This window comes from Denitratisoma sp. DHT3 (assembly GCF_007833355.1).
Lineage (GTDB): Bacteria > Pseudomonadota > Gammaproteobacteria > Burkholderiales > Rhodocyclaceae > Denitratisoma.
The window spans coordinates 2,027,712-2,043,774 of the sequence record NZ_CP020914.1; the positions used below are offsets into that span (position 1 = coordinate 2,027,712).

Consider the following 16,063-nt stretch of genomic DNA (forward strand, 5'->3'; position numbering starts at 1 on the left):
CACGCCGCCCCGGACGATCGCCTCCGTCCGGGGCGGCGTGTGCGTTAAAATGAGGCAATCATGCTCAAACAGCGCACCCTCAAATCCCTGATCAAGACCACCGGCGTCGGCCTTCATTCCGGCGCCAAGGTGGCGTTGACCCTGAGACCCGCGGCGCCCGGCACGGGCATCGTGTTCCGGCGCGTGGACCTGGAGCCGGTGGTGGAATTGCGCGCCGATCCCTTCGGCGTCGGCGACACCCGCATGGCCTCCTGCCTGGAACGGGACGGCGCCAAGGTGGGCACGGTGGAACACCTGATGTCGGCGCTCGCCGGGCTGGGTATCGACAATGTCTATGTCGATGTCGATGCCGCCGAGATTCCCATCATGGACGGGTCGGCGGCGCCTTTCGTCTTCCTGCTGCAATCGGCGGGAATCGAGGAGCAGGCGGCCGCCAAGAAGTTTCTGCGGGTGAAAAGGACGGTGGAAGTGAAGGAAGGCGACAAGTGGGCGCGCCTGGAACCCTACGACGGCTTCCGCCTCTCATTTTCCATCGTATTCAGCCATCCGGCGGTGGATCAGACCGGCACCTCGGTCACCATCGACTTCGCCGAGGACTCCTATATCCGCGAAGTGGCGCGCGCCCGTACCTTCGGCTTCACCCAGGATGTCGAGGCCTTGCGGGAACAGGGGCTGGCGCTCGGCGGCAGCCTGGGCAACGCCATCGTGATGGACGAATACCGGGTGCTCAACACCGACGGCCTGCGCTACGCCGACGAGTTCGTCAAGCACAAGGTGCTGGACGCGGTGGGCGACCTCTATCTGGCCGGCCACCCGCTGTTGGCGGCCTTCTCCGCCCACAAGTCGGGGCATGCGATGAACAACCGCCTGCTGCGTGCCTTGCTGGCGGACGCCGAGGCCTGGGAATTCGTCAGCTTCGAGGACGACGCCAGGACGCCGGCGCGGATCGCGCACCTCTATCCCCGACCGGCTTGACGCCTTCCCTATTCCGATCCCATTGATTCCCGCAGTCTCCGCCGGGACAACGGCGCCCGTTCCAGGAATCGCTGCAAGGCGCTCCTGAGCGGAGAATCGGCGGGCAGGCGGGCCTGCAGCCCGCCCAGGCCCGCCCGGGTGCGCTCTCCCAAGGCCGCGGCGACGGGGTGACGTTGATCGGTGCGCGCGGTCGGGTCGGGTTGCACTTTGATCTGGATTTCGTTAACCTGCACCCCCGCTTCACGAAAAACGTCGGCCAGACGAGGCCCCAACTGCCTGATCTTGGCCGCCACCGCACCGCTTCCGGCGTGGATAACGACCTTCCCCAACCGAAGATTGGCCACACGGCCATAACGCGCCAGCGCAGGGGGAATGGCGCGTTCGAAGATGCACTGCAGTTTCAGCAATTTCTGCGCATGGGCCGAGAACTGCGCCAACGAGGGATCGGCCTCCAGGTACTGAGTCAGTTGCTGCGCATGTCTACGTCGGGAAGGAGGATCGCGTTGCATATCATTCTCGTCTCAAATCGTCTGGCCACGGCCAAGACTATAACCCTCACGCCGAGCAAGCTGTTGCTGGCGGGCATGTTGTTCGCCCTCCTGATCCTGGCGCTTTCCTCGCTGTTCTCCTACCTGACGGTACGCCACGCGGCCAATCTGCGCCTGCCGATTCTGCAGGACATGCTGCGCACGGTGAGTGTGGAGGAGAACCAGCGCAGCTACGAATATCTCCGCTCCATGGCCATCAAGCTGGGGGAGATGCAGGCCCAGATCACCCGCCTGGATTTCCTCAGCGAACGCCTGGCCCGCCTGACCGGCGCGCGCCTGCCGGAGAACAAGGCCGACGCCGCCGGACGCGGCGGTCCGCTGCGCCAGGCAACCCCGCTTTCGGCTGTCGATTTGCAGCGGGATCTGGAAGCCCTGACCCAGCAGGTGGAACTGCGGACCGACTCGCTGTCTCAGCTCGAGGCCAGGGTCTTCGAGCAGCGCATGCGGCAGAAATTCCTGCCCACCTCGCTGCCGGTCCACGCGCAATGGAACGCATCGACCTTCGGCTGGCGCATCGACCCCTTCACCGGTTCCCGCGCCATGCACGAAGGCGTGGACTTTTCCGCCGAGGTGGGCACGCCGATCATGGCCGCGGCCGCCGGAGTCGTGGCGATGGCCGAATACCACCCCGAATATGGCAACGTGATCGAAATCGATCACGGCAACGATTTCTCCACCCGCTATGCCCATGCCTCCAAGCTGCTGGTGACGCAAGGCGCCGTGGTCAAACGGGGCCAGCAGATCGCCCTGGTCGGGACCACCGGCCGCTCCACCGGTCCGCACCTGCATTTCGAAGTCCGCTATCGCGGCGGCGCCCAGAATCCCAACCGGTTTTTGCAGCAGGCGCTGGCCAACAACGGCCCCTAACACTGACGCCGGAGGGCCTCCGCCCCCCATGGTAAAATCCGCCTCTTTCCCAAACCGGGCGGATACCGCATGATCACCGGCTTTCTCAAGAAAATTTTCGGCAGTCGCAACGACCGCCTGCTGCGTCAATATCGCGCCACCGTCGTCCGCATCAACGAGCTCGAGCCCGCCCTGCAGGCACTCAGCGACGCGCAACTGACCGCCAAGACCGAGGAATTCCGCCAGCGCCACGCCCAGGGCGAGACCCTCGACCAGCTGCTGCCGGAAGCCTTCGCCGTGGTGCGCGAGGCAGGGCGCCGGTCGCTGGGAATGCGCCATTTCGACGTCCAGCTGATCGGCGGCATGGCGCTGCACCACGGCAAGATCGCCGAAATGCGCACCGGCGAGGGCAAGACCCTGGTGGCGACCCTGCCCGCCTATCTGAACGCCATCACCGGCAAGGGCGTCCATGTCATCACGGTCAACGACTACCTGGCCAGCCGCGATGCGGAATGGATGGGGCGGCTGCACCGCTTCCTGGGATTGACCGTGGGCTGCAACCTGTCCCAGATGCCGCATGACGAGAAGCAGCAGGCCTACGCCGCCGACATCACCTACGGCACCAACAACGAGTTCGGCTTCGACTACCTGCGCGACAACATGGTCTATCGGGCGGGCGAACGGGTGCAGCGCGGCCTGGCCTTCGCCATCGTGGACGAGGTGGACTCGATCCTGATCGACGAGGCCCGCACGCCGCTGATCATCTCGGGCCAGGCGGAGGACCACACCGACCTCTACGTGCGCATGAACGCCGTGCCGCCCCTGCTGGAGAAGGGCGAAGCCGGACAGCGCGAAGGCGAGTCGGACAGCGGCGACTACACGGTGGACCTCAAGTCCCACCAGGTGCTGCTGACCGAGGCCGGCCACGAGAAGGCCGAGCGCGTCCTGACCCAACTGGGCCTGCTGGCCGAAGGCAGCAGCCTCTACGAGCCGGCCAACATCCTGCTGATCCACCACCTCTACGCGGCGCTGCGCGCCCACAACCTGTTCCACAAGGACCAGCAGTACGTGGTGCAGAACGGCGAAGTGGTGATCGTCGACGAATTCACCGGGCGCCTGATGGCCGGCCGCCGCTGGTCCGACGGCTTGCACCAGGCGGTGGAGGCCAAGGAGGGCGTGTCGATCCAGTCGGAAAACCAGACCCTGGCGTCGATCACTTTCCAGAACTACTTCCGCATGTACGGCAAGCTGGCCGGCATGACCGGCACCGCCGACACCGAGGCCTACGAATTCCACCAGATCTACGGCCTGGAAACGGTGGTGATCCCCACCAACAGGCCGCCGCAGCGCAAGGATGCCCACGACCAGATCTACCGCACCACCAAGGAGAAATACAAGGCGATCCTGGACGACATCCGCGCCTGCGCCGAGCGCGGCCAGCCGATACTGGTGGGCACCACCTCGATCGAGAACTCCGAGCTGCTCTCCGATCTGCTGACCCGGGAGAAGCTCGCCCACCAGGTGCTGAACGCCAAACAGCACGCCCGCGAGGCCGAGATCGTCGCCCAGGCGGGGAGTCCCGGCGTGATCACCATCGCCACCAACATGGCGGGGCGCGGCACCGACATCGTGCTGGGCGGCAACGTCGAGAAGCAGGTCGATCTGGTGCGCGAGGACCAGACCCTTTCCGCCGAGGCACGGGAGCAGCGCATCGCGGCGCTGCGCGCCGAATGGCAGAAGCTGCACGATCAGGTGGTGGCCGCCGGCGGCCTGCACATCATTGGCTCCGAACGCCACGAGTCGCGCCGCATCGACAACCAGTTGCGCGGCCGCTCCGGCCGCCAGGGCGATCCGGGTTCCTCCCGCTTCTACCTGTCGCTGGAGGACCCGCTGCTGAAGATCTTCGCCGGCGACCGGCTGAACGCCATCATGGTGCGGCTGAAGATGCCCGAAGGAGAAGCCATCGAGCACCCGCTGGTGAGCCGTTCGCTGGAATCGGCCCAACGCAAGGTCGAGCAGCGCAACTTCGACATCCGCAAGCAACTGCTGGAATACGACGACGTCGCCAACGACCAGCGCAAGGTGATCTACCAGCAGCGCAACGAACTGCTGGAGTCCGACAACATTTCGGAAACCATCACCGCGATGCGCCAGGGCCTGCTGCACGACCTGTTCCGCACCTACGTGCCGGCCGAAAGCGTCGAGGAACAATGGGACATCCGCGGCCTGGAAACCGCCCTGGCCGCCGAGCTGATGCTGAAGCTGCCGGTGGCGCAATGGCTCGTCGAAGAACCGCAGCTTTCCGAGGACGATCTGCTGCACCGGATTCTGGACAAGGCCGACGAGGCCTATGCCGAAAAGATCGCGCCGGTGGACAAGGCGGCCTGGCACGGCTTCGAATGCAGCGTCATGCTGCAAAGCCTGGACAGCCATTGGCGCGAGCATCTGGCGGCGCTCGACCATCTGCGCCAGGGCATCCACCTGCGCGGCTATGCGCAGAAGAACCCCAAGCAGGAATACAAGCGCGAAGCCTTCGAGCTGTTCGAGGGCCTGCTGGACTCCGTGCGGACCGACGTGACCCGGCTGCTGACGACGGTGGAGATCCGTTCCGAGGAGCAGATCGAGGAGGCCGAGCAGCATCAGCCGCAACTGGAAAACGTCCAGTACCACCACGCCGACTACGACGAGGCGCTCGGTACCGGCGAAGAGAAACCAGAACAGCCGGTGCTGGCCACGCCCAAGGTGGGGCGCAACGACCCCTGCCCCTGCGGCAGCGGCAAGAAGTACAAGCACTGCCACGGCAAGCTGTCCTGAACCGCCGCCCCCGGCGATATGACATCCCCGCCGTCGGCGGCGGGGATGTCTCTAGGCCATAACTGCTAGGGCATCAACACCGTAGAAAAGTCCGGGTCAGTTCGAGCACCGGCGCCAGCTTGTCGTGGTGCACCCAGTGCCCGGCGCCGGGCAGATTCACCGCGCGGGCATCGCGGAAGTGCGCCAGCGCGCCGTTATGCTCCGGATCGGAGAATTTGCTTTCGCCGCCGCGCAGGAACAGGACCGGACAGGCGATGCGCGCCCAAAGCTCCATGCACTCGGGACCGGTCAGCAACTGGGGCTGCATGCCGCGCATGTAGTTGTCGAACTTCCAACTGTAGCTGCCGTCCTCGTTCTGGTTCACGCCATGAATCGTCAGGTGCCGCGCCTGCTCCACCGAGAGGTGGGGATTCTCGCCGCGCATCCGCTGCAGCGCGTCCTCCAGCGTCGGGTAGCGGCGCGGCTGGCGGGCGGACAGCTGGTGCAGGCGGTCCATCCAGCCGATCAGCTGGGGCGCCACCGGCTTGTCGCGCTGGGCCTGGAGCTGCTCCGGGGAATGGATGAAGGGATCGATCGCCACCAGGTGGCTCACCATCTCCGGGAAGGTGCCGGCGAAGAGCAGGCTGAGGAAACCGCCGAAGGAATGACCGACGATGCGCACCGGCCTCAGCCCGGTATGCCGCAGCAGCTGGGCGATGTCATAGACGAAGTCGGCCAGCATGTAGCTGCCGCCGACGCCCCATGCGGAATCGCCGTGGCCGCGCAGGTCCGGCGCGATGATGTGGTAGTCCCGGCGCAGGTCCTCGGCCATCCAGTCCCAGTTGCGGCAGTGGTCATAGCCGCCGTGGATCATCAGCAGCGGCGGCGCGCCTTCGTTGCCCCAATCGACGTAATGCAGCTTGAGGCGGTGGGAGAAGAAATGGTGGGAGGTGGGGCCGACGATTTGTTGGGTCATGATATCCCTCCACCCATTGCTGCTTACGCGAAGAGCCGCGCCAGTTCCTCGCCGGGCTCCGGCGCCCGCATGAAGGCTTCGCCGACCAGGAAGGCATGCACGGCGTGGCGGCGCATCAGGGCCACGTCCTCGGGCGTGAGGATGCCGGATTCGGTGACCACGATGCGGTCGCCGGGAATCCGCGCCAGCTGGGCCAGCGTCGCCTCCAGGGAAACTTCGAAAGTACGCAGGTTGCGGTTGTTGATGCCGATCAGCGGCGTCTTCAATTGCAGCGCCCGGTCCAGTTCGTCGCCGTCGTGGGACTCCACCAGCACCGCCATGCCCAGATCGGAGGCGATGGCCTCCATTTCCCGCATCTGCGCCAGGGACAGGGCGGCGACGATCAGCAGGATGGCGTCGGCGCCCATCGCCCGCGCTTCATAGACCTGATACGGATCGACCAGGAAGTCCTTGCGCAACACCGGCAGTGCGCAGGCGGCGCGGGCCTGGCGCAGGTAGTCGGGGGCGCCCTGGAAGAACTGGCTGTCGGTCAGCACCGAGAGACAGGCGGCACCACCGCGCTGATAGCTGGCGGCGATCTCGGCGGGACGGAAGTCCGCGCGGATCACGCCCTTGGAGGGGCTGGCCTTCTTGATCTCGGCGATCACCGCCGGCCGGCCGGCGGCTATCCTGGCGCGCAGGGCACCGACGAAATCCCGCGCCGGCGCCTGGGCCGCGGCGGCGGCACGGACCTCCGCCAACGACTGGACGGCGCGGACGGCGGCCACTTCCTCGGCCTTGACGGCCAGAATCTTGTCGAGAATGTCGGACATCAGTCGAAACGCCGGGTGAAATTGACGAACTCGTCCAGCTTGGCACGGGCGGCGCCGCTGGCGATGGTTTCTCGCGCCAGCACCACCCCCTCGGCGATCGAGGGCGCGACGTTGGCCGCATAGAGCGCGGCGCCGGCGTTCAGGATGACGATGTCGCGGGCCGGACCGGGCTGGTTCTCCAGCGCACCCAGCAGCATGGCGCGGGACTCGGCGGAATCCTGCACCCGCAGGTTGCGGCTGGACGCCATCGGCAGGCCGAAGTCCTCGGGATGGATTTCGTATTCGAGGACGGCACCGTCCTTCAGTTCGCCCACCAGGGTGGCGGCGCCGAGGGAAATCTCGTCCATGCCGTCGCGGCTCCACACCACCAGGGCATGGCTGGCGCCGAGTTCCTGCATCACCCGTACCTGGATACCCACCAGATCGGGATGGAACACGCCCATCAGGATGTTGGGCGCGCCGGCGGGGTTGGTCAGCGGCCCGAGGATGTTGAAAATCGTCCGCACCCCCATTTCCTTCCTCACCGCGGCGACGTTCTTCATCGCCGGATGGTGGTTGGGCGCGAACATGAAGCCCATGCCCACGGCCAGCAGGCATTCGGCCACCTGGGGCGCCTGCAGATCGATCTTCGCGCCCAATGCTTCCAGTGCGTCGGCGGAGCCGGACTTGGAGGAGACGCTGCGATTGCCGTGCTTGGCCACGATGGCCCCCGCCGCCGCGGCGACGAAGGCCGAGGCGGTGGAAATGTTGAAGGTATGGGCGCCGTCGCCGCCGGTGCCGACGATGTCCACGAAACGGGGGTCGAGGGGAATCTCCACCCGGGTGCACAGTTCCCGCATCACCCGCGCCGCGGCGGAGATCTCGCCGATGGTCTCCTTCTTGACCCGCAGGCCGGTGAGGATCGCGGCCGTCATCAGGGGCGAGATATCCCCCCGCATGATCAGCCGCATCAAATGCAGCATTTCGTCGTGGAAGATTTCCCGGTGTTCGATGGTGCGCTGGAGCGCCTCCTGGGGCGTGATCATCGTTGGTTCCTCAACGGCCCTGGTTCTGGATGGTCTGATGCAGGAAGTTGCGCAGCAGCGCATGGCCGTCCTGGGTCAGGATGGATTCGGGGTGGAACTGCACCCCCTCCACGGCATAAATGCGGTGACGCACGCCCATGATTTCGCCGTCCTCGGTCCAGGCCGTCACCTCCAGACAGTCCGGCAGGGTGGCGCGGTCGATGGCCAGGGAATGGTAGCGGGTCACCGTCAGCGGGTTGGGCAGGCCCTTGAACACCCCGCAGTCGGCGTGGGTCACCGGCGAGGTCTTGCCGTGCATGGGACGCAGCGCATGGACGATGCGGCCGCCGAAGGCCGCGCCGATGCTCTGGTGGCCCAGGCAGACGCCGAGGATGGGCAGACGCCCGGCGAACTCCTGGATCGCCGCCACCGAAATCCCGGCCTCGGCCGGGGAGCAGGGACCGGGGGAGATCACCAGCCGGTCCGGTTTCTGGGCGGCGATGCCGGCCAGGTCGATGGCGTCGTTGCGGAACACCCGCACCTCCTCGCCCAGTTCGCCGAAATACTGGACCAGGTTGTAGGTGAAGGAGTCGTAGTTGTCGATCATCAGCAGCATGACTGCTCCAACATATTGATTATTAATGACTCGTGCGGCGCAACTGCGTTTTCATATACACAGATATATACACACTGGCGGGCGACTGCGGTGGAAGATGCGTCGATCAGGGCCTGATGGGGGCCGGTACGCCGGCTCGACGCCTCGCCCACACCGGGCTGGCCCAGGGGCAGCAGCGCCCACAGACTACCCATGACACCCGCGGCTCGACGCGGGTGACGGGGACGAGAAGAAGCGAAAGGAACTCTACCCGCCAACCGACTTGGCGGGGAGTGAGGCAAGGCTGAGCGTCTTGACGGCATCGGGCAATCTCCTAAGATCTTGGAGCCGCCGTGCCGGAGAGCCATCTGCTGGACCTTGCCTACCGATACGGCGGCAAGGCGCGGTACGAAACCGCGACGACGTGCCGCTTCCTAGTGGAAGCGCCACCACTGAGAAACGGTGATCGAAGCGGTACGGTTCATGGGCAGACCGAGTTGAGCTAACCGGAAGTTGCGTGCGGAAACCAAGCTTCCTACAGCAGCTTCATAACGAGTTGATTTTACCACGCATCCCTGGACGGCCGTCTACCATCACACCACCTTACGCGCATCCCATCGACGCTGGCACCCTTCTCTGGGGGTGGTCACTCCTCCGGCGGCGCGGTCCCGCCCGCCTTTCGCCCGCTCGATGAACCGCTTCATGGGCTCCGAGGGTTCGCCCCGGCGGCGCAGCAGGTAGGTAGAGAGCACCGGTGGGCTGCCGGCCAAGGGACGAATGGAGATGTCCGGGCGCTGTAGCGTCTGCACCTGCGAGGCGATGGCGAAGCCGATGCCGTAGCCGGCACCGACCAGGGTCAGCATCACGCCCAGGCTGGTCACTTCATCGACCAGCTTGAGCGGCGTGCCTGCGTCCTGCAGCAGCGCTTGAATCTGATGGCGGCAGCCCGATCCCGATTCGGGATGGCACAGAACCAGCGGGAACTTCAGGGCTTCGGCCAGCGGCACCTGCACGTGTGCCAGCAAGGGGTGGCGTGCGGGCACGATCACCGACAGCGGATCGGTCCACACCGGCTCGGCGACGAGGCCATCATGTACCGCGTTTGACAACGCAAAGCCGATGTCCAGCAGATCGTCGTGCAGCGTCTTGAGCTGCTGCGCGAACGGCAGCTCGAAGACGCGAATCTCCATCTCGGGCTCCTCCTCGCGGCTGCGTGCCAGCAAGGTGGCGATGCGGGGCTGCGCCAGGCCGTCGCAGATCGCGATGCGCAGATGGCCCTGGTAGCCCTGTGCCGCCGCCTTGGCACTCTTGACTGCCTGCTCCACGGTGGCCATCACGCGTCGGCATTCGCCTAGGAACACCTGGCCGGCCCAGGTCAGCCGCGTCAGGCGGGTGCTGCGGTCGAACAACTGCACGCCAAGCTGGCTTTCCAGGTCGCGCATTGCTCGCGATACGGGAGATTGCTCGATCCCGAGACGCTCGGCCGCGCGGGCGAGATGCAGCTCTTCCGCGACTGCAACGAAATAGCGTAGCAATCTAGGCTCCAAGGCAGCCTCCCATCGGCCCTTTCCACCAGGTCTTGGTACGAGCCAGCCACCAAGCGATGGGGATGTCAATCAGGATCAGGGTGACGACGCCTGCTAAACGTGCGGTCAACCGGAGGACTTGCAGATCACTATCCGTCAGCACGCAAACACCCTCGTGTCAATGCGCATGCTTCGTATCCGAGCACCCGAGTGTGTAAAGGATGCTCTTCGGTGAACTGCCCAAGCGAATGGTCCAGACTTTCATGCCGCAGGCCCCTCGACTACTCAATACATATGCTGGCCGCCGTTCATCGCCACGTTGCTGCCGGTCATAAAGGCGGCGGCTTCGCTGGCGATGAAGGCGACAAGTGCCGCAATCTCGGCCGGCTGACCGAGACGGCCAATCGGAATCGCATCGATGATCTTCTGGCGCACATCCTCGCGCACCGCCATCACCATCTTGGTGGCGAAATAGCCCGGCGAGACGGTGTTGACCGTCACGCCCTTGTGCGCCACCTCCTGTGCGAGCGCCTTGGTGAATCCATGTACCCCGGCCTTGGCCGCCGAATAATTGGTCTGCCCGAACTGGCCCTTGCTGCCGTTGATCGACGAGATGTTGACGATGCGACCCCAGCCGCGCTCGACCATCGGATCGACGAACGGCTTGGTGACGTTGAACATGGAGTCTAGGTTGGTGCGCAGTACGGCATCCCACCCGGCCTTGTCGAGCTTGCGCAGCGTTGCGTCGCGGGTGATGCCGGCGTTGTTCACCAGGATATCGATCCGATGACCGTCGGCGTGGATGCGCCGCGCCAGTTCCTGCGTTGATTCGTAGTCGGATACATCCACCCCGTAGGCAGCAAATGTGTAGCCCTGTGTCGCTTGCGCTTGCTGCCACTGGCCAATCGTGATGTTGCCGGGGGTATGCGTGACGATCACGCGGTGGCCGACGTCGTGCAGGGTACGGGCGATTGCAGCGCCCAACCCCCGGTTGCCTCCCGTCACCAGCGCCGTCCGTTGCGTCGTATACATTGCCGTCCCCTCATTTCTTGGTCTTGCCTTGGGGTACGGCGCTTGGGGCGGTCCAGGGCTGCGCCCAGCGCTGGCAAAGCTGCGTGAAAGAGGCTGCGTCGCCACTGGTGCCGAATGCCTCGGAGACAGATTCCTGCCAAGTCGTAAGTGCTTGACGCAGACCATTGGCAAAGGCCGCCTGGCTCTTGGCTGCTACTTGCCCGACCGCTTGGGCATCGCCCATGCGGCCTTGGCACAGGCGCCAGAACACCTCTGACGGCAAAGTCGCGAGCGCCTGCCAGTCGGCCGCCTGTTGGAGGCCCTGGATGCGCGAGGTGGTCTCCAGCACGCCGCCAGCGCTGAGCTGTTGCATGGCTTCGAGCCAGTGATGGCTGCTCTCCTGCAGCAAGCGCGTGATCTGCAGTTGCAGCTCGGCATTGGCTTTGTAGAGATGGATTGGCAGTTCGTTGCTCATTGCAGTGCCCTTCGGTCATGGTGGGCCCCCTTTGGGGCGGGTGTGGGCCATCCCTAGTGATGTCCCTGCTGAAATGGTCTGGCCTTGTCTCGGCTTCAGTGCGTCTTGGCTTCAGTGCGTCTTGTCACCGCATTGCCACATAGGTACCAGGCGCATCACCGAGCGGCGCCTGCGTGCCTCCCATGGCAGGTGGCGATACCCGCTCCGTCGAACGTCGCGCCAGCCACTGCTGCCAGGCTGGCCACCAGGAGCCCTTGTTCAGCGGGGTTTCGGCACGCCACGTTTGCGGATCGATGTAGCGAGCGCCGGCGCTGCGGGTCGCAATCTGGTAGCTGCGCCGGGGGTGCCCCGGCTCGCTGACCACGCCGGCGTTGTGCCCGCCGCTGGTCAGTACGAAGGTCAGTTCCGCATCACTGAGCAGGTGCATTTTGTACACGGATGGCCAGGGGGCGACGTGGTCGCGCACCGTGCCGACGATGAGCATCGGCACTTCGATGTCGGCGATCGCCACCGGCCGTCCGCCGACCTGGTAGCGTCCCTCGGCCAGATCGTTGTTCAGATACAAACGCCGCAGGTACTCGCTGTGCATGCGATACGGCATGCGTGTCACGTCGGCATTCCAGGCCATCAGGTCATTGAACTCCTGCCGTTCGCCCAGCAGGTACTCGCGCACGCGGCGCGACCAGATCAGGTCGCGCGAGTTGAGCATCTGGAAAGAGGCGGCCATCTGCTTGCCGTCGAGATAGCCCTTGTCCCACATCCCGGCTTCCAGCCAGGCGAGTTGACTGTCGTCGATGAAAAGTGCAATTTCGCCCGACTCGCGGAAGTCGGTCTCCGACGCCAGCAGCGTCAAACTGTGCAGCCGTTCGTCGCCATCGCGCGCCATCGCGGCTGCGGCGATCGTCAGCAAGGTGCCGCCCAGGCAATAGCCAACCGCCTGCACCTTGCGCTCGGGCACGATGGCCGTGACCGCGTCCAGTGCATCCATGACCCCCAGCCACCGGTAATCCTCCAGGCCGAGGTCGCGATCGGCCGCGGTCGGGTTCTTCCATGAAAGGATGAACACCGTATGCCCCTGGTCGACCAGGTACTTCACCATCGAGTTGTGCGGTGACAGGTCGAGGATGTAGTACTTCATGATCCAGGAAGGCACGATCAACACCGGCTCGGCATACACATCGGGCGTCGTCGGCGTGTACTGGATCAGTTCGATGAGGTGGTTTCGGAACACCACCTTTCCTGGCGTGACCGCCACGTCCTGGCCGACCTTGAAGCCTTCGACCCCGGCCGGTTCATCGTCAAGCGCAAGACGCTGTGCATCGTCGAGGAAGTTCATCGCGCCGCGCCACAGGTTGACGCCGCCGCTGGTTTTGATGGCTTCCAGCACTTCCGGGTTGGTCCAGACGAAATTCGATGGCGACCACATGTCCAACCACTGCCGCCCGGCGAAAGTGACCATGTTCTCGTGATGGCGCGACACGCCGCGCACGCCGGTCGTGGCGTTGTGCCACCACTGCTGCTGCAGCAAGAAGCCCTGGTGGATCACGTTGAACGGCCATTGCTGCCAGGCCGGCGCCTCGAAGCGCCGATCCTGTTCCAACGGCTCAATGCACGTGGGGCAGCCGTGGGCACTTGCAGCGTGCGCGACGTAACGCGCCAAGCGTCGCTGCTTGTGCAACCCCTTGTCGATCAGGCTGCGCTGCTTGCCCGGTGAAAGGCTCAGGTGCAGCGCCCAGTCGTACCAAGCCAGCAAACCCGCCGCCGGCGACAACCCGCCAGTGCCGCGTGCCCGGCACGCGTTCGCAAGCGTATCCAGGACATCGGGGTGACAGACGGACGGTGCCGGCGCGGGCTTGTCAGGTATGGCAAGGGTGTTCATCTCTGATCTTCCGATGTTGTAAGTAACTTATTACTATCATAATGCCTACGGGAAAAGATGCAAAGCCTTGAAGAACGCCCGGGGGATTTCCGCCTTCGCTCGAACGAAATCGCTTCTCTTGCTCTGACTGAGGTGGCCGACTTGCCGACCGATTACTCATGATCCGCCTGAGGGGTGTGTTCGCTTCCTGGGTCTCGTCAGCTCACTTGGCCACGATCCATGGATGGGGCAGGAACCATCCTTTCCCGTGCGATGAACCGTATTCCCGATCTTGCGACGCGGATGTTTTGCATGTTAGGATAGTAATAGGTCACTTACTTTATGGAGTCTGATCGGTGAGCGAACGTCCTCAACATCTGTCCGCTGAAGAGCGGCGTGCTGCCACAGTGCAAGCGGTGGTGGACTTGGCCGCGGAGCAAAACCCGGCCGAAATCACGACCACGGCCATCGCCGATCGAATGGGTTTGACGCAGGGCGCGCTGTTTCGCCACTTCCCCACCAAGGACGCGATCCTGGAGGCAACGATGACCTGGGTCGGTGAGCGTCTACTGGTGCGCGTGGACAAGGCGGCCGAGGGCGCCGCGTCTCCTGCCGCAGCACTCGAAGCCATGTTCATGACGCACATCGACTTCGTGGCCAAGCATCCCGGCGTGCCGCGCATGCTGTTCGGAGAACTGCAACGCTCTGGCGAGACGCTCGCCAAGCGGATGGTGCAGACCTTGCTCCGTCAATACGAACAGCGCCTGCGCCGCCTGATGGAGGCAGGCAAGGCGCAAGGCGACCTGGATGCGGATCTGGACGTGGATGCCGCCGCCGTGTTGTTCATCGGCACGATCCAGGGACTGGTCATGCAGTCGCTGTTGGCCGGCAAGGTCAGTCGCATTCGTCGTGATGCGCCAGCCGTGTTTGCCATCTATCTCCGTGGCATCACGCACACCCGATGAAACGCCTTCCATCCTGCCGCCACGCAGTTGCCCGGTCGGCCGAGAGGCACACCACGGTCATGCGATCGCGTTGCGCCTCCAGCGCGAATCCGCGTCATTCAACACTCAGCCCGACCGCCCGGCGGAACGCACACGCACGCCGCGACGACGGCGAAGGCTTGGGAGTTTCCGCGATCAAGTAAAGGCCATGAAGATGACCACTCATCCACAACGCAGCCTCTGGAACTGGCTGATCTCCCTGCTCGCGATCGGCTTCGGCCTGCTCACTCTTCGGGAGGGCGGCGCCGTTCTGTTTGTCGACGGCGCGGCGCGCCAAGCCGCCGGCCACTATGTGCCTTTCGTGCTCTGGTTCAATTTTCTGGCCGGGTTCGCCTACATCGTCGCCGGCGTCGGCTTGTGGATGCGCCGGCGCTGGGCCGCGTGGTTGGCGATTGTCATCACGGTGGCGACCGCACTCGTGTTCCTCGCTTTCGGAGTGCATGTGGCTCTGGGTGGCGCCTGGGAGCGACGCACGGTGGTCGCCATGACGCTGCGCACGTTGGTGTGGGCTGGCATAGCGGCCATCGCCTGGCGCCGGTCAGCGGCGAATGCGCCGGTCGCACGCGAGCACTGAGCACCTTTATCCAGCGGAAACCCATCGATGAAAACTCCAAACCTCCTCTCCAGAAAAACCCGTTGGGTCGTGATCGCCGTCGTCTTGCTCGCTCTTGGCGGCGCACTGGCGTTCTGGCTGTCGCGCGACCATGGACAACAAGATGCATTGCGCCTCTACGGCAACGTCGATATCCGCGAGGTGCAACTGGCCTTCCGTCAGCCCGGGCGCGTGATGCAAATGGCTTTCGACGAGGGCGATGCCGTCAGCGTGGGCGCGCGCCTGGCGGCGCTTGACGCGCAACCCTATCGGGAAGCCCTTGCGGCAGCGCAGGCCCAGGTGCAGGTGGCGCAGGCGGAACTGGCCAAGCTGCGCCGCGGCCTGCGACCGCAGGAAATCACCCAGGCGCGCGAGGCCCTCAGGCAGGCACAGGCGCTCGCCACCGAGACCGAGCGGAATTTCAAGCGCCAGAGTGGCCTGCTGACATCGGGTGCCAGCAGCCAGCGTACGGTCGATGCCGCCCGCACGGCGCGAGACCAGGCAGCCGCTGGCGTCGAAGCAGCGAAGGCGGCCCTGTCGCAAGCATCCGAAGGCTTCCGCAAGGAAGACATCGCCGCGGCAGAAGCTCGCCTTGCGGCCGCTCAGGCTGCCGCAGCGCAAGCCACGACAGCCTTGGCGGACACCGAATTGGTGGCGCCCAGTAGTGGCACCGTCATCGCACGGGTGCGCGAGCCCGGCAGCATGGTTGCAAGCCAGAGCGCGGTCTACAGCCTGAGCCTGGACAAGCCGGTTTACGTGCGCGCCTACGTGGGCGAGTCGGACTTGGGGCGCATCGCGCCCGGTACTGTGGTACGCGTCAAAAGCGATTCATCAGAGAAGGTCTATCGCGGCCAGATCGGCTTCATCTCGCCGCGCGCCGAGTTCACCCCCAAGACGGTGGAGACGACGGATTTGCGCACGGATCTGGTGTACCGCCTGCGCATCGTCATCGACGAAGCCGACAGCGACAGTGCCTTGCGCCAGGGCATGCCGGTGACGATCGAGGTCGATGCGAAAGCCGGCACCGGTATCCCGGGGGAGCGGTGAA

15 protein-coding genes are annotated in these 16,063 nt (G+C 64.9%); 6 read left to right on the forward strand and 9 right to left on the reverse strand.

Features of this window, described 5'->3' with window-relative positions; genetic code table 11:
• Positions 1 to 60: 60 nt before the first annotated feature.
• Complete coding sequence (gene lpxC, locus B9N43_RS09340; RefSeq protein WP_145841993.1) at positions 61 to 975, forward strand: UDP-3-O-acyl-N-acetylglucosamine deacetylase; 915 nt, start codon at positions 61 to 63, stop codon at positions 973 to 975.
• Between the two features lie 8 nt (positions 976 to 983).
• Here lpxC and B9N43_RS09345 read toward each other — a convergent pair whose 3' ends face one another.
• Positions 984 to 1,484 carry a DciA family protein gene (locus tag B9N43_RS09345; RefSeq protein WP_145841994.1) on the reverse strand — a complete coding sequence of 167 codons (501 nt, stop codon included), beginning with the start codon at positions 1,482 to 1,484 and terminating at the stop codon, positions 984 to 986.
• Here B9N43_RS09345 and B9N43_RS09350 point away from each other — a divergent pair.
• Both B9N43_RS09350 and secA read left to right on the forward strand, forming a co-directional pair.
• Entirely contained in the window at positions 1,479 to 2,390 is a 912-nt protein-coding gene (locus B9N43_RS09350; protein WP_145841995.1) for a M23 family metallopeptidase, read from the forward strand. The two genes, B9N43_RS09345 and B9N43_RS09350, sit on opposite strands and share 6 nt — an antisense overlap.
• Before the next feature lie 69 nt (positions 2,391 to 2,459).
• Positions 2,460 to 5,183 (forward strand): preprotein translocase subunit SecA, encoded by a 2,724-nt coding sequence (gene secA / locus B9N43_RS09355; RefSeq protein ID WP_145841996.1) that lies wholly within the window; start codon positions 2,460 to 2,462, stop codon positions 5,181 to 5,183.
• A 73-nt stretch (positions 5,184 to 5,256) separates the two neighbouring features.
• On the opposite strand, the gene B9N43_RS09360 is transcribed toward secA, so the two are convergent.
• The 8 genes from B9N43_RS09360 to B9N43_RS09400 all read right to left on the reverse strand — a co-directional run bounded on the left by B9N43_RS09360 (position 5,257) and on the right by B9N43_RS09400 (position 13,440).
• Positions 5,257 to 6,138 carry an alpha/beta fold hydrolase gene (locus B9N43_RS09360; RefSeq protein WP_145841997.1) on the reverse strand — a complete coding sequence of 294 codons (882 nt, stop codon included), beginning with the start codon at positions 6,136 to 6,138 and terminating at the stop codon, positions 5,257 to 5,259.
• A 23-nt stretch (positions 6,139 to 6,161) separates the two neighbouring features.
• Positions 6,162 to 6,950, reverse strand: coding sequence for an indole-3-glycerol phosphate synthase TrpC (gene trpC / locus B9N43_RS09365; protein ID WP_145841998.1), 789 nt, complete (start codon positions 6,948 to 6,950; stop codon positions 6,162 to 6,164).
• Positions 6,950 to 7,975: an anthranilate phosphoribosyltransferase gene (gene trpD, locus B9N43_RS09370; RefSeq protein ID WP_145841999.1), complete on the reverse strand. Its 1,026-nt coding sequence runs from the start codon at positions 7,973 to 7,975 to the stop codon at positions 6,950 to 6,952. Before trpD ends, trpC begins: the two co-directional genes overlap by 1 nt.
• A 10-nt stretch (positions 7,976 to 7,985) precedes the next feature.
• A complete protein-coding gene (locus tag B9N43_RS09375; protein ID WP_145842000.1) occupies positions 7,986 to 8,570 on the reverse strand; it encodes an anthranilate synthase component II in 585 nt (194 codons plus the stop codon).
• A 572-nt stretch (positions 8,571 to 9,142) separates the two neighbouring features.
• Positions 9,143 to 10,096 carry a LysR family transcriptional regulator gene (locus B9N43_RS09380; protein ID WP_012584798.1) on the reverse strand — a complete coding sequence of 318 codons (954 nt, stop codon included), beginning with the start codon at positions 10,094 to 10,096 and terminating at the stop codon, positions 9,143 to 9,145.
• Between the two features lie 264 nt (positions 10,097 to 10,360).
• On the reverse strand, positions 10,361 to 11,107 hold the full coding sequence (gene phbB / locus B9N43_RS09390) for an acetoacetyl-CoA reductase (protein ID WP_004255163.1): 747 nt from the start codon (positions 11,105 to 11,107) through the stop codon (positions 10,361 to 10,363).
• Positions 11,108 to 11,117: 10 nt separating this feature from the next.
• The gene (locus B9N43_RS09395) at positions 11,118 to 11,561 is read right to left on the reverse strand and encodes a phasin family protein (RefSeq protein ID WP_004255160.1); all 444 of its coding nucleotides are present in this window, start codon (positions 11,559 to 11,561) and stop codon (positions 11,118 to 11,120) included.
• A 124-nt stretch (positions 11,562 to 11,685) separates the two neighbouring features.
• A complete protein-coding gene (locus B9N43_RS09400) occupies positions 11,686 to 13,440 on the reverse strand; it encodes a PHA/PHB synthase family protein (RefSeq protein WP_145842001.1) in 1,755 nt (584 codons plus the stop codon).
• Between the two features lie 335 nt (positions 13,441 to 13,775).
• Between B9N43_RS09400 and B9N43_RS09405 the strand changes: the two genes are divergently transcribed.
• The 3 genes from B9N43_RS09405 to hlyD all read left to right on the forward strand — a co-directional run bounded on the left by B9N43_RS09405 (position 13,776) and on the right by hlyD (position 16,062).
• Positions 13,776 to 14,384: a TetR/AcrR family transcriptional regulator gene (locus B9N43_RS09405; RefSeq protein ID WP_004255154.1), complete on the forward strand. Its 609-nt coding sequence runs from the start codon at positions 13,776 to 13,778 to the stop codon at positions 14,382 to 14,384.
• 187 nt (positions 14,385 to 14,571) lie between these two features.
• A complete protein-coding gene (locus B9N43_RS09410; protein WP_083768689.1) occupies positions 14,572 to 14,997 on the forward strand; it encodes a hypothetical protein in 426 nt (141 codons plus the stop codon).
• A 27-nt stretch (positions 14,998 to 15,024) separates the two neighbouring features.
• Entirely contained in the window at positions 15,025 to 16,062 is a 1,038-nt protein-coding gene (hlyD, locus tag B9N43_RS09415; RefSeq protein ID WP_012584794.1) for a secretion protein HlyD, read from the forward strand.
• The last annotated feature ends 1 nt before the right edge of the window (position 16,063 follow it).

Bases quoted from the DNA above. Each gene is read 5' to 3' on its own strand.
- trpC (WP_145841998.1), bottom strand. From the start codon at position 6,950: ATGTCCGACATTCTCGACAAGATTCTGGCCGTCAAGGCCGAGGAAGTG.
- secA (WP_145841996.1), top strand. From the start codon at position 2,460: ATGATCACCGGCTTTCTCAAGAAAATTTTCGGCAGTCGCAACGACCGC.
- B9N43_RS09360 (WP_145841997.1), bottom strand. From the start codon at position 6,138: ATGACCCAACAAATCGTCGGCCCCACCTCCCACCATTTCTTCTCCCAC.
- B9N43_RS09345 (WP_145841994.1), bottom strand. From the start codon at position 1,484: ATGCAACGCGATCCTCCTTCCCGACGTAGACATGCGCAGCAACTGACT.
- lpxC (WP_145841993.1), top strand. From the start codon at position 61: ATGCTCAAACAGCGCACCCTCAAATCCCTGATCAAGACCACCGGCGTC.
- hlyD (WP_012584794.1), top strand. From the start codon at position 15,025: ATGAAAACTCCAAACCTCCTCTCCAGAAAAACCCGTTGGGTCGTGATC.
- trpD (WP_145841999.1), bottom strand. From the start codon at position 7,975: ATGATCACGCCCCAGGAGGCGCTCCAGCGCACCATCGAACACCGGGAA.
- phbB (WP_004255163.1), bottom strand. From the start codon at position 11,107: ATGTATACGACGCAACGGACGGCGCTGGTGACGGGAGGCAACCGGGGG.
- B9N43_RS09395 (WP_004255160.1), bottom strand. From the start codon at position 11,561: ATGAGCAACGAACTGCCAATCCATCTCTACAAAGCCAATGCCGAGCTG.
- B9N43_RS09375 (WP_145842000.1), bottom strand. From the start codon at position 8,570: ATGCTGCTGATGATCGACAACTACGACTCCTTCACCTACAACCTGGTC.
- B9N43_RS09410 (WP_083768689.1), top strand. From the start codon at position 14,572: ATGAAGATGACCACTCATCCACAACGCAGCCTCTGGAACTGGCTGATC.
- B9N43_RS09400 (WP_145842001.1), bottom strand. From the start codon at position 13,440: ATGAACACCCTTGCCATACCTGACAAGCCCGCGCCGGCACCGTCCGTC.